This is a genomic window from Mesorhizobium sp. M7D.F.Ca.US.004.01.2.1 (assembly GCF_003997785.1).
GTDB lineage: Bacteria > Pseudomonadota > Alphaproteobacteria > Rhizobiales > Rhizobiaceae > Mesorhizobium > Mesorhizobium loti.
On the sequence record NZ_RZRQ01000173.1, the window covers coordinates 1 to 12,672 of the forward strand.

Below are 12,672 nucleotides of genomic sequence, written 5' to 3' on the forward strand. Positions count from 1 at the left end.
CCGGCACGGCGCGACTGGCGCTGATGGGCGCGAGCCAGGCGGGGCTCCTATGAGAACGAAGAACGTCGAGCGTCTCGACGGCATCGGCCCGCTGGCGGAGCGCTATGCGGTGTTCCTGCTCGACCAGTTCGGCGTTCTGCATGACGGCACGCGACCCTATCCGGGCGCGGTGGCGGCCCTGTCGGCGCTGAAACGCGCCGGCAAGACCGTCGTGCTGATCTCGAATTCCGGCAAGCGGGCACAACCCAATGAAAGCCGGCTTATGAAACTCGGCTTCGAACCGGGGAGCTGGGACCATTTCGTCTCCTCCGGCGAGGTGGCGTGGCGATCCTTTAATGACATGGCAGCATCGGGACAACTGCGCCCGGGGACAGAATGCCTGCTGATCAGCCGCGACAACGACCGCACCGCGATCGAAGGCCTGCCCTTCGTGCTGACCGAGGCCGGTGAAGACGCCGAACTGGTGCTGATCTCGGCCAGCGAGGGCGATCGCTACGACCTCGACCATTACATCAGGCTGCTTGCCCCGGCAGCTGCGCGACAGGTGCCGTGCTTCTGCACCAATCCCGACAGGATCATGCTGACGGCTGTCGGCCCCCGCTTCGGCGCCGGCGAGATCGCCGATCTCTACGAAAGCCTTGGCGGCAGCGTCACTCGCATCGGCAAGCCCTACAAGGCGATTTTCGACGCGGCACTGGAGATGGCGGGCAAGCCAGACCGTAGTCTCGTGGTCTGCGTCGGCGACAGCGTCGAGCACGACATATCAGGGGGAAACAGCGCCGGCATCGCCACCGCGCTGGTTCTGAGTGGAATACTGGCGGACACATCAGATCTCGCCGCTGTTTTCGACGAACAGCAGGCATGGCCGGACTACATCACGGACAGCTTCAGCTTCCGCTGACCGCTTCCAGCATGCGCCTCGCGCTTTCCTCGTCGGTGATCAGGATGGTCGGGGCGATGAGGTTCATGGCGCCGAGCAGCGCCTCGGTCTTCTCCGCACCGCCGGAGGTGAGGATGCGGATCGGCGCCGCGCGCAAACGGTCGACATCCACCGACATCACGTGGCTGTTGACGGGATGGTCGACCAGATCGCCATTGCGGTCGAAGAAATGGAACAGAAGGTCGCCAACCGCGCCACGCGCAAGCAGGGCCTCCCGATCCGCTTCCTTGAGAAAGCCGCCGCGAGAGAAGGTGGTGGCCGAGGCGATGCCGCCGACGCTCAGCAAAACGGCATCGAGCACGTTGGCCATTTCAAAAACCTCCTGCAGGCCGCAGCGCTCGACCAGCGCGATCTTGGTCTCGACGCTGTCAACGACGGCCGGCGTCGGGATCAGATAGCCGTCGCCCTGGAAGATTTGGGCGAAGCGCCAGGCGAACTCGGCCGGGTTGTATCGGCGCACGACGCCGACACCGCCAAGCAGCGAAATGACCTTGAAGTCGGTGAGCGACTTGGCGCTAATGAAGGGCAGGCTCGAGAACAGCGTCTGACCCCAGCCGACGCCGACCCGCATGCCGGACTTCATCGTGTCCGACAGGAAACTGCCGGTCTTGGCGCTGATTGCCGGTATCGGATCGGCGTCGGGCGTGGAAAGCGGCGCCACCAGCGCCTGCTGCAGCCCGAACGTCTTTTCCAGCGCGCGCTCCAACCGCACGATCTCCGACAATTCGCTCTCGATGCTGATCTTCACCTCGTTGCGCGCGCGGGCGTCCGCCAGCATGCGCACGATGGTGACGCGGCCGACGCCGAGCACATCGGCGATCTCGTTCTGTGTCATCTGCTCGACGAAATACATCCAGGCGGCGCGAATCCTAAGGCGATCCGTCCGGCTTTCGCTGGCGACCTGCTCGGTTGCCGCACTTCCGCCTCGCCCGTCTTCGCTTTCGCCCTGTCGTCGCCTGCCCACGCCTGTCTCTCCCCCTGCGGCGACGGACGAGCGCGCCGTCGCCGATTCTGCATGCTGGTCTAGTATCGCCTATTGATCTACCAATCGATAGGAACAATGTAGAGGTGGCGGCCACCCCCTGTTGGCGGCCATCCGCAGCAAATTTCGAGGCGATCCGCGATGCTCCGACAAATCTCCGAAGATGTCCGCGTCAATCTGAAGGACCGGTTGCGGGAAGTCCGCGAAATCATCCGTCAGAGCCGCCACGACGGCAGCGGCGACACCAGTGTCCTGCGCGAAGCAACCAGCCATCTGCCGCCGTTTCCGGGCAAGGGCATCGAAGGCCTGCTCAGCCATGCCGCGAGTGCCGTCGACGAAGCGCTGTCGATCGCCGAATCCTTTGTCCCGCATGAGCGCCCGATAAAGGTGGACGGCACGACGGTAAAGGGCCTCGGCACCTATTTTCCGGTCGGCAGCGAGGATCGCCAGCTGAGCGCTGAGCGCCTGTTCCGGCGCGATATGTATTATCTGACCAAGGCGGTGCTTGCCGGCCTGAACATCGACAATGCCCGCATCCACGAAGCCGATTTCGCCGCTGTCCATGCCACGATGCGCAAGCGGCATGGCAACCTTTTGGCCGCATTGGCCGCGCCGGGCGCCGGCCTGCAGGCAATCGCGGCCACCTGTTCGGCGCTGCTGGTCGAATGCCTCAATCAGCGTCCCGTTCGCTTTGCCGAGGCCGCGCCGGAAACGCCGGTGGGCGGCCGGGCGCTCGACATAAGCTGCCTGGCGCCGCTCGCTCTGGCCTGCGGCCTGGCAACCACCGGCAGGGACGGCGCGCCGGAGCCGGACATGCTGGAGATCGCTATCCTGGCCGCCGACATCCGTCATGACCGCATCGTTCAGGCCTGCGCCAAGGCGAGCCCGATCGCTGAGTTGACACCCGTTTTCGCCACTTTGCTTGCCCATCTGCCGTAACTGACGGTAGCGGTCACTCAGATTTAGTCTCCAGAAGCCATCGCCATGATTGTCTTCTTGGCGCGCTGGATCGAGGCCGGGCTCATCGAGAGCTCGGTCAGCCCCATCTTCACGAAGGTCGCAATAAGGTCGGGACGGCCGGCCGCCTCACCGCACATGCCGACCATGATGCCGGCGGCGACGCCGGCTTTTGCCGTCATTTCGATCGCCGACATGACGGCCGGATTGGTGACATCGTTGAGCTTCGCCACCGTCGGGTTGAGCCGGTCGGCGGCCATGATGTACTGGGTGAGATCATTGGTGCCGATCGAGAAGAAGGCGACCTCCTTGGCCAAAGCCGGGGCGATCAGCACGGCGGCCGGGGTTTCGATCATCACGCCGAGATCGAACGTTGCATGCGGCACGCCTTCGGCTTTCAGTTCGGCGGCACATTCCTCGACCAGTGCGCGGGTGCGCGTGACTTCGGAAATATCCGACACCATCGGCAGCATCACCTTGATGTTGCCGTGCACGGCGGCCCGCAGCAGCGCCCGCAGCTGGCGCTTGAAGATGTCGGGCCGGTCGAGGCACATGCGAATGCCGCGCCAGCCGAGAAAGGGATTTTCCTCATCGGGAAATTCGATGCCGGCGATCGGCTTGTCACCACCGATGTCGAGCGTGCGCACGATAACCGGATAAGGCGCAAAGGCCTTGGCCAGCGCCGCGTAGGTTTCCGCCTGCATGTCTTCCGAGGGCAGATGCATATGGCGCATGAACAGAAGCTCGGTGCGAAACAGGCCGACGCCCATGGCGCCTGCCTCCTGCGCCGCCTCGATTTCCTCCAGCGAGCCTATATTGGCCGCGACCTCGATGATCCTGCCGTCGGCGAGCTTCGGCGTCACCGTCTTGAAGACGGTCAACCCGGCGCGCTCCTTTGCCGCCGCTTCGACGCGGCCGGCGAAATCGGCGCGGGTCGCCGCGTCGGGGTCGATGATCACATGGCCGCCATTGCCGTCGAGTGCGACTTCTCGCGCGGTGCGCAAGGCATTGACCTGGGCGCCGAGGCCGAGCACCGCCGGAATGCCGTGCGAGCGGGCAATGATGGCGATGTGCGAGGTGGCGCCGCCATGGCCGCACACCACGCCGCCGATGCGCTTCAGCGGCGCGCGCGCCAGATCCCAGGCGCCGATATCGTCGGCGATGAGAATGGCGCCCTCGGGAATGTTTTCGAGACTGACATCATCCTGCCCGAGCAGTACCAGGCAGATCTGCCGTCCGACCGCATGAACGTCGTCCGCCCGCGCGTTGAGATAGTGATCGTCGACGGCGCTGAAATCGGCGGCGATTGTGGACGCTGCGGTGATGACCGCTGAAATCGCATCGTTGCCGCCCTTGATCAGGCCCTCGGCCTCGCCAGTCAGACTGTCGTCGGCGGCAATGTCCCGGAGTGCGGCGACGATACCGCGGTCTCCAGCCGACAGACTGTCCTGCGCCAACACATGGTCCATGCGTGCCTGGACCGCGCGGACCGCGGCGCGGAACCTGTCGATCTCGCCGGTGATCTCCTCGGCCTGCAACATGCGGCCTTGTCCGGCGATATCGGGCGGGAAATGCGCAAAGGCCGGGCCGATGGCAAAACCTTCGCTTGCCGCCACGCCGCGCAAGCCGTTTGCTCGACCAAGCGCCGCCGGCGAGGGTTCGGGCACTGGTGCTACTTCCTGCCCGGCATCATGCGCCGGGCTCTGCACCTCGGCTTCATCATCCAGGCCAGCTCTCGGATTTTCGAGATAGCCGATCAGCGCCTCGATCGCCTCGATGGCATCGGCGCCATTCGCCCGCACCGTGACTTCCTGGTTCTCCTTGACCGCCAGCAGCATCAGCTTGACCGAGCTCTTGGCACTGACCGCCTTGCCGTCCTTGACCAGCTCGACATCGGATTCGAAACCCTTGGCGAGCTTGACGAACCGTGTCGCGGGACGGGCGTGCAAACCTTCATGCACTCTGACGATGGTCGAGCGTTCCATGGCAAATACTCTGGTTCTGGGCGCCGCCCCCAACATAGATCGCGGCGCGAATGCTGTCAGGCGGCGATGGTGATGATCGCGCCGGTCTTCAGGGCGGCCACGAGCGCTTGCGGATCGACTTGCGATACACAGATTTCGCCCGGTCTCTCGGCCTCGGTGGCGCCGTTGAACGAGATGACGACATGGCCCATTTCGAGCACCTTGCTCCAGGCGCTGGAACCGACCGCCGTTATAACTGCGGCAACCGGGCCGAGGGTGATCGAAGCGCCCTTGGCGGGCGCTCCGTCACTTGGTCCCTGCTCCGTCTTGTGGAGCACCGAAACCTCGGCAAGCTCCGGTGGCGAGCCATCCGCGAACAGGATGACCACGCCCCCTTCGGCAAGGTCCGCCACTTCGGGTCCGATGGCAGTGACCCGTGTTCTCAGCAGAACCGTCATATGGCGAACCTCATTTTTGTATCTGTCTTAGAACACGATCAGGCTGACGACCCAGGCGATCAGCACCGAGACCGGGCCCATGATCTGGCGGCTGATAAGCACCGCCGGAACACCGATTTCGATCGTCTTAGGTTTGGCCTCACCGAGCGCCAGGCCAACGGGGACGAAGTCGCAGCCCACCTGGGTATTGTAGGCAAACAGCGCCGGCAGTGCCATCGCCGGCGAAATCGTGCCGTTGGCGATCTGCGGGCCGATGATGGCGACGCCGATAACCTGCGCGATGACAGCGCCTGGCCCGAGGATGGGCGACAGGAACGGCAGACCGCAGATCGCCGAGATGATCAGCAGGCCGACAATGTTGTTGGCCAGCGGACCCATCGGCTGCGCCAGCACATCGCCGATGCCGGTGTAGAGGATCAGACCGATGAGCATGGTCACGAAGGCCATGAACGGCAGCACGTTGCGGATGACCTGGTCGATGGTGCGGCGACCGGCATTGAAGAAGATGCCGACAATACGCCCCATGATGCGGCCGATCGTGCTGATGAGGCCGATGAGCCCGCCTTCACTCGGCAGCGGCTGTGGTGCCGCGGCCGCATTGTTGTTGCTCGAACTCATCGCTGCTGCTCCCCCTGCAGTCGTGACCGTTTCGGATCCGTCCGCCATTGTGATGTTGGCCGGCTTCACGCCCGAAACGTAGATGTCCTCGGTGATGAACTGGGCCAGCGGCCCGGATTGACCGACCGGCGTCAGATTGACGGTCGGGATGCGCTTGCGCGGATAGACGCCGCATCGTGCGGTGCCGCCGCAATCGACGACGACCACCGCCATCTCGCTTTCGATCGGCGGCGCCCTGAAGCCGTCGACGGCTTCGGCGCCGGTCATATCGGCGATGAGCTGCGCCACAGGATGGATGCCGCCACCGGTGACGGAAACAACCTTGCTGCGCTGTTCGGTCGGCTCGATTACGAGCGGGCCACCCCAGCCGGTTTTGCCCTGGGAGATCCTTACGGCTTTGTATGTCTTGGCCATGATGTCCTCCCCGCCCTTACAGCTCGACGCCCTGGCGGCGTGCCATGATGGCGGTGATGCGTTCGGTCAGCATGCCCTTGAGCAGGATGACGACGAGACCGACGATGGCGTACCAGATCGCCACCTTGACGTGGTAACCGGCGACGACGACGCCCTTCTTCTCCAGCTCCAGCAGCGCGACGAGGATGCCGCCCCAGACGAAATACTCGCCGGGATTGATGTGCGGGAACAGGCCGAGCGGCGGGTGCACATAGGACACGGCCGCGTCATAGAAGGCCGGCTTATGCTTCTCTTCCAGGAACGATCCGAACGTATAGGCCATCGGATTGGTGAGGAAGAACACCGCCAGCAGCGGCAAAAGCGTATAGCGCGTCAGCGCGATCCGGCCGGCGCCGCGCGCCAGGCCATGCACGCGCTCTTCACCGACCAGTTCGGTGACGGCGTAGAAGGCCGTCATCAGCACCACCAGCGTCGGAATGATGCCAGTGACGAAGCCGGCGAAGACCTCGCCACCCTTCTGGAAGATGCCGATGAAGTACTTGCCGATGGCGGTCAGCCAGCCGAGCTGCTCTTCCTGCTGGACGTCCTTCAGCTTTTCCTTGAACTGATCGACGGTGATCGGTCCGCTGTCCGCTTGCGCCAGGACAACGAGATGGTCAGAGGCATGCTCGACGGCGAGCTTGCCATGCAATGCAGCATCCGAGGCCATGGCACCTGCGACATGCAGATTGTGCACGGCCATGTCGGCATGCTGCGCCAACAACGAAAATACAGACATTTCTCCTCCTTATGCCGCCCGCCGGTTGATCCCAGTCGGTGCGCGGCGTCCTCTCGTCCTCTAGGCCCTTGCTATGTTCAAGCCGGACAGACCCGGCTTCTTCCCCGGCTCCGACCGTGTTTTGTCGATCTGTTCGATCGCCCGCTTCACGGCCTCGGCCACACCGGATTCCCCCTCCCCCATGATTGCAGGGTTGGACCGGAGTCGATCGAGGGGAACGCCCTCGAACTCTTCATGTCTTTTGAATTTGGTGAAGACGGAACGGCCGCTCATCACCATCAGGCGGCGCACGACCAGATCGGGTGTCACCACGACGAGCGCGATGGTGCCCTTGGCCAATCGACCGCGAAAATTGCCGGCTCCGACAAAGCCATCCTTGTACTGGTCGGTGACGCCTCTGAAGACATCCGAATAGTGCCGCATCTGCAGCCAGACGCCGAGCGACTGCAACGCCCACACGATAACCAGCAGAAGCAGTCCCCACTGCCAAATCGCCATTCGGTTCTCCTCCCGAAGCCTCAGTTGAACCGCACCTTGGACCGGCGCGTGACAACAGCAAAGTGAGAACATTTGTTTCCGAGAATGTCAATATGTATGATATTGGCCTTAACTGTCGTCATCCACAGGGACGCTGACAGATTTCGGCGACGGCGCCATTGTGTTAGCCTGACCGGGAAACAGGATACGAGGAATATGGATCTGCCCTTCAGGGACGAACTGGCCTTGATGCCCGACCTTCGCCATCGATTGCGGCAGTTGCGCTGGTTCCGCGCCACCTTTCGCGGCAGCGCTAAGGTGGTCTCGGACACATTCGGCGTGCGCTTCGAGATCGATGAGGCCAAGCTCACCAGGGCCTTTCTCGACTGGGTCGAGATCATGGAGGCGCAGAAGCGCTTCGCCGCGATCGATCGCGCCGACTTCATCGTCTTTGCCGCCGGCCTCGTGCTGCGCGAATTGATAAAACAGGCGCCGGCCAGGGAAGTCTCCGGCCTCACTCAGTTGATCGAGACGGAAACAAACGCCGGCACGCTGGAAATCGTCCGCTTCTGGCCGGAAGGGTTCCTCTACACCAACTACTGCGTCTCGGTGATTTCGGCGATCCACGAGCAGGAATTCGGCAGCGCACCGAGCATCGACAAATGCGCCGACGACCTGCGCACATGGTGGTCCTATCGCGAGAACGTGACCGAGATGCCAGCCTATGCGGTGGCCTTCCTCGACCGCTTCCTCGGCGCCGAACCGAACTGGATCACGCCGGATCGCGCACAGTCCCGGCAAGCCATGCAGCGGGCGCTCGGGTCTTCCCGTGCGAGCGATGCGCTGCGCCAGCTTTGACCGCGCGCCGGCTTTGCGCTCCCCAAAACACCCGCGCTATTGAACATTTGACTTTTTGCCGATAGCGATGTGCGGAATTGACTCGATGGAGAAGCTCGTGGCTCGACCAAGGCCTATCATTTTCGATTGCGACGGCGTTCTTGTCGACAGCGAGCCTCTGGCCGCCCGGGCCTATGAGCGCGTCTATGAAAAACACGGCATGCCCGGCGTCAACACCAGCATCATCGCCCAATGCATCGGCATGAAGCAGTCCGATATCATCGCCAAGATCAGGGAATTGACCGGCCACCAGTTTCCGGCGGCGGCAGACAGTGACATCTGGGCCGAGACCAAGGCGCTGTTCTCCGAAGAATTGAAGCCGACACTGGGCATCGCCCCGTTTCTGCAGACGCTTGTGGGCGACCGATGCGTGGCCTCGTCATCCTCCGTCGAGCGCATAAACCACAGCCTGGCCGTGACCGGACTTGCGTGGTTTTTCGGCGACGCGATCTACAGCTCCTCGATGGTCAAGAACGGAAAGCCCGCACCGGACATCTTCCTGTTTGCGGCCGACAAGATGGGCGCCAACCCCGCTGACTGCATCGTCATCGAGGATTCGCCCTTCGGCATCCAGGGCGCGGTCGCCGCCGGCATGACGGCGATCGGTTACACAGGCGGCGGTCACACCTATCGCGAGCACGGTGCGCGGCTGACGGCGGCCGGTGCCGATTTCATCTGCGCCGACTGGCAAGAAGTTAGCCGGCAATTGGCTGGACTCGGTGTCCCCGCCTAGGTTGTTAGCGAACAGGCAGTCCAAGGCGGACCCATTGGTCGGGCGGGATCACTGGCCCGACACGGAAGTTGAAGGACAAGACCTTCGTCGCATCGGTGTCGACCTCGCACCGGAAGCCCAGATGATACCATGTGGTTGTGGTGCGGAAGGCGACATCCGGAGCGTCAAGGATATTGCCGGCCTTCAGCGGAACACTTGGGATCAACTCGGGGAAATAGGAGGCGTCCAGCAATTGCTGCTGCAACGCGCTGGCACAAAGTTGGGCTGCCCGTTTGCCGCGAGGCACACCGGCCATCGAAGTCGTGGCCGACGCATCGCCGGTCGCGCCTTGCGAATAGAGTCTGTGAACACCCGGAAGTCCGGAATAAGTCCGCGACTTGGCAACGGCCACCTCCTTCGAGCTTGGCTTCCCGGCGCCCCCGCTTCCGGATTTCGAGACCTTTGACGGGCCGGGTTTCGGCGTATTTGCGGGTTTGGGCTTCGGCGCTTCTGCCGACGTGGGAAGCTCGATCTCACCTTCGCCGGCAGCCAATGGCGTTGGTGACGCTTCCGGCTCTTGTTTGTCGGCGTCGTGCGCTTCCGCCTCTTGTTTGTCTGCCTGCTGTTTGTCCATCTCCTGGATCGGAGTTTCCTGCTTCTCCGCATCCTGTGTGGGCTCGGCCGATTTGTTCTCTGTCTGCTTCGGCACGACAGGCGGCTTCGACGCGTCATCCTTGGTCGGTGATGGCGAGTTGTCCTGAGCGCTGTCCCCATCCAGGGATTTCCTCGGGCCGGTATCCTTCTCGCCGAACTGAAAAACAGGTTTCAGCACCTCGATTGGCGACGGCTTCTGCGGCTGCTTTTCCGGCGGAGGTGGCTTTTCAACCTTCGGCTCGGGCGGTTTTTCAACCTTCGGTTCCGGCGGCTTTTCGGTTTTGGCTTCCTTTGGCGGTGGTGCGGGAGCTGGTTTCGGTTTTGGCTGATCGGACGCAGGTACGAGCGCGACATTGACCGGCTGCTCCTCCTGCGGCTGTTGAGGAGGACTCCGCAGGCCGTAGACCACGAGCGCTACGATGAGCGCATGCATGATCAGCGATGCGGGCAAGCCCCACAACAGATTCCGACGCCGTTCTCCTGTCTTGCCCTTCATCCTGACCGATGTGGAATGAAATGGCGGCGGCTTCAAGCATAAGCACTGGATTGGCGCAATTTAGCCGCTGACAGGTTGGTGATCTGGATCACCACGCGCAGGGCCGTGTTACCGAGGCCGACGTGGAGCAGGATGCGGTCGTTGCCGCTGCTGACAGCGAGGCTGGTGCGGCCCTTTTCCCCAAAACCACCGAGCAGATCGAGCATCATCACGATGCTGCCCCCGCCGCCGGGATCAGCCAGCCGGACCGTATCCGCAGACGCGCCCTGGCTCCGCTCTCCAGCACGACCGGGTCGGGCTGTTCGAAATGCAAGGTAAGGTCGGGACTGGTCGAAGGCGTGAATTCGATGCGCGCCGAGCCGCCTTGGTAGATCACCCGCTTGACCAAGCCGTCAAAGCCGGGGCCATCCGGCGACACGTCGAGATCGGCCGACCGGCAGCAGATCTTTGCCCCAGCGCGCGGCCGCTCGCCAGGCCGGCAGCGGACAACCAGCTCCGCGCCGAGAACCCGGACCTTGCAGTGGCCCGCCTGCTCCGCGCTCAGCACATCGGCGGGCAGCAAAATCCCTTGCGAAATGAAGGACGCCACCATTTCATTTGCCGGCTCATGATAGAGTTCACGCGGCGTTGCCAGCTGGGCGAGACGCCCGCTGTCCATAACCGCGATCCGATCGGCCAGCGCCATTGCCTCGGCCTGATCATGGGTGATGTAGACGATGGTCGTGCCGGTGCGCTTGTGGAAGGACGCGAACTCGTCCTCCATCGAGGCCCTGAGATGCACGTCGAGATTGGCGAGCGGTTCGTCGAACAGCACCAGCGAGGGCGCGGCGACAAGGCATCGCGCCAGCGCCACGCGCTGGCGCTGGCCGCCGGAAAGATTGGCCGGCCTGCGCTCGCCCAGCCCTTGCAGATTGACCAAAGCGAGTGCGTCTTCAACCTTCTGGCGCGCGACCGCTCTGTCCAGCTTCGCCACCTTCAGCGAATAGCCGATGTTCTCGGCCACCGTCATATGCGGCCACAGCGCATAATTCTGGAAGACGATGCCGACGCGCCGCTTTTCCGGCGCGACGCTGCCGCCCTTGCCCGACACGACCTCGCTGCCGATGCGGATTTCGCCTGAAGTCACTTTCTCGAATCCCGCGACCAGCCGCAGCAACGTCGTCTTGCCGCAGCCGGAGGGGCCGAGCACTGCCAGGAACTCGCCGTCAGCGACGTCGATCGACACGTCCTTGACGGCATCGAAATTGGCGAAGCTCTTGGTCACATTGTCCAGGCTCAATCGCGCCATGGCAGCACTCCGCTGGGAAGGGAGGGGGCAAGCAGATTGGTCACCAGCATCAGCACGAAGGTGACCGCGACGGTGATGACGGACATCGCCGCTGCGTAGTTGGAATCGCCGCCCTGTTCGAAGGAAAACATCACGACGCCGATCGTTTCCGAGCCTGACGACCACAGCAGCGCCGAGACGGTAAGCTCACTGAGCGCCGTCATGAAGATCAGCAGGCCGCCGGCGATCGCCGCTGGTGCCACCAGCGGAAAGATGATGGTGCGCATGCGCGTGAACAGCCCGGCGCCCGCCACTTGCGCCGCCTCCTCCAGCGCCCGGTCGATCTGGTGATAGCCGCTGATGGTCGGCCGCAGCGCCAGCACCAGGAAGCGGGCGAGATAGGCGTAGAGGATGATCCAGACCGTGTTGTAGAGCTGGATGCCGGTCAGCGGGATCGGCCGCAGGAACAGCAGCAGCGAGGCGATCGCCAGCACCACGCCGGGCAAGGCATAGGGCAGCTCGACCGACAGGTTGAGCAGCCGCACCCAGCGCTGCTTGCCCCAGGCGATCAGATAGCCGATCGGCACGGCGACGAGGACCGCGAAGAAGGCCGCCGCGATCGACAGCCAGAAGCTGTTGAAGAAGGCGCGGCTGGCCGCGTCATGCTCGAACAGCACGAAGCGATAATTATCGAGCGTCGCCGTCGTGGCGGTGAGCGCAATGCCGTAGCCAGGCACCAGCGATGTCAACACCAGCCCGAACAGCGGCAGCAACAGCACCACCACGATCAGCAGCCACATGCCGGCCTGGACAGTGGGCCGCCAGCGGCCGAGTTCATAGGGTTCGGCCGCCAGCGAGGAGGAGCTGATGCGATAGTCGCGGCGGCGGCTCATGACCTCCTGGGCAAGGATGCCCGCCATGGCAATGACACCGATCAGCACCGACAGGAACGCGGTTTCGCCGAGCACGGCGGGGCCACCGCCCGCCAGCCGTTGATAGATCAAGGTTGGCAGCACCAGATAATTGGCGGGAATGCCGAGAAAGGCCGGAATGCCGAA

The 12,672-nt window shown here is 63.4% G+C and carries 14 protein-coding genes; 4 read left to right on the forward strand and 10 right to left on the reverse strand.

The window, feature by feature from the left end; translation table 11 throughout:
* Positions 1–49 precede the first annotated feature (49 nt).
* On the forward strand, positions 50–901 hold the full coding sequence (locus EN993_RS21645; protein WP_127264776.1) for a TIGR01459 family HAD-type hydrolase: 852 nt from the start codon (positions 50–52) through the stop codon (positions 899–901).
* On the opposite strand, the gene EN993_RS21650 is transcribed toward EN993_RS21645, so the two are convergent.
* Positions 888–1,904, reverse strand: coding sequence for a sugar-binding transcriptional regulator (locus tag EN993_RS21650; RefSeq protein WP_109671580.1), 1,017 nt, complete (start codon positions 1,902–1,904; stop codon positions 888–890). The genes EN993_RS21645 and EN993_RS21650 overlap by 14 nt on opposite strands.
* Positions 1,905–2,063: 159 nt before the next feature.
* Here EN993_RS21650 and EN993_RS21655 point away from each other — a divergent pair, with 159 nt between their 5' ends.
* On the forward strand, positions 2,064–2,861 hold the full coding sequence (locus tag EN993_RS21655) for a hypothetical protein (protein ID WP_127264777.1): 798 nt from the start codon (positions 2,064–2,066) through the stop codon (positions 2,859–2,861).
* A 23-nt stretch (positions 2,862–2,884) separates the two neighbouring features.
* Here EN993_RS21655 and ptsP read toward each other — a convergent pair whose 3' ends face one another.
* Genes ptsP through EN993_RS21680 form a run of 5 tightly spaced genes read right to left on the reverse strand, consistent with a single transcriptional unit; the run spans position 2,885 to position 7,609 of the window.
* Positions 2,885–4,864: a phosphoenolpyruvate--protein phosphotransferase gene (ptsP, locus tag EN993_RS21660; protein ID WP_127264778.1), complete on the reverse strand. Its 1,980-nt coding sequence runs from the start codon at positions 4,862–4,864 to the stop codon at positions 2,885–2,887.
* 56 nt (positions 4,865–4,920) lie between these two features.
* The gene (locus EN993_RS21665; protein ID WP_127264779.1) at positions 4,921–5,301 is read right to left on the reverse strand and encodes a PTS glucitol/sorbitol transporter subunit IIA; all 381 of its coding nucleotides are present in this window, start codon (positions 5,299–5,301) and stop codon (positions 4,921–4,923) included.
* Between the two features lie 27 nt (positions 5,302–5,328).
* Positions 5,329–6,333, reverse strand: a complete 1,005-nt coding sequence (locus EN993_RS21670; protein WP_109671576.1) for a PTS glucitol/sorbitol transporter subunit IIB — start codon at positions 6,331–6,333, stop codon at positions 5,329–5,331.
* 16 nt (positions 6,334–6,349) lie between these two features.
* Positions 6,350–7,111 carry a PTS glucitol/sorbitol transporter subunit IIC gene (locus tag EN993_RS21675; RefSeq protein WP_127264780.1) on the reverse strand — a complete coding sequence of 254 codons (762 nt, stop codon included), beginning with the start codon at positions 7,109–7,111 and terminating at the stop codon, positions 6,350–6,352.
* Positions 7,112–7,171: 60 nt separating this feature from the next.
* Positions 7,172–7,609, reverse strand: a complete 438-nt coding sequence (locus EN993_RS21680) for a transcriptional regulator GutM (RefSeq protein ID WP_023757337.1) — start codon at positions 7,607–7,609, stop codon at positions 7,172–7,174.
* A gap of 195 nt (positions 7,610–7,804) precedes the next feature.
* On the opposite strand from EN993_RS21680, the gene EN993_RS21685 reads away from it, so the two are divergent.
* Together EN993_RS21685 and EN993_RS21690 are read left to right on the forward strand one after the other, a co-directional pair.
* Positions 7,805–8,446, forward strand: coding sequence for a hypothetical protein (locus EN993_RS21685; RefSeq protein WP_109671575.1), 642 nt, complete (start codon positions 7,805–7,807; stop codon positions 8,444–8,446).
* A 97-nt stretch (positions 8,447–8,543) separates the two neighbouring features.
* The gene (locus EN993_RS21690; protein ID WP_127264783.1) at positions 8,544–9,218 is read left to right on the forward strand and encodes an HAD family phosphatase; all 675 of its coding nucleotides are present in this window, start codon (positions 8,544–8,546) and stop codon (positions 9,216–9,218) included.
* A gap of 4 nt (positions 9,219–9,222) precedes the next feature.
* On the opposite strand, the gene EN993_RS21695 is transcribed toward EN993_RS21690, so the two are convergent.
* The 4 genes from EN993_RS21695 to EN993_RS21705 form a co-directional block, all read right to left on the reverse strand.
* Complete coding sequence (locus EN993_RS21695; RefSeq protein ID WP_127264781.1) at positions 9,223–10,347, reverse strand: DUF930 domain-containing protein; 1,125 nt, start codon at positions 10,345–10,347, stop codon at positions 9,223–9,225.
* Between the two features lie 32 nt (positions 10,348–10,379).
* A complete protein-coding gene (locus tag EN993_RS37085; RefSeq protein ID WP_164757745.1) occupies positions 10,380–10,556 on the reverse strand; it encodes a hypothetical protein in 177 nt (58 codons plus the stop codon).
* On the reverse strand, positions 10,556–11,635 hold the full coding sequence (locus tag EN993_RS21700) for an ABC transporter ATP-binding protein (protein WP_127264782.1): 1,080 nt from the start codon (positions 11,633–11,635) through the stop codon (positions 10,556–10,558). Before EN993_RS21700 ends, EN993_RS37085 begins: the two co-directional genes overlap by 1 nt.
* The coding region (locus EN993_RS21705; protein ID WP_164757746.1) for an ABC transporter permease subunit at positions 11,623–12,672 on the reverse strand (1,050 nt) is incomplete at its 5' end. The genes EN993_RS21700 and EN993_RS21705, both read right to left, overlap by 13 nt.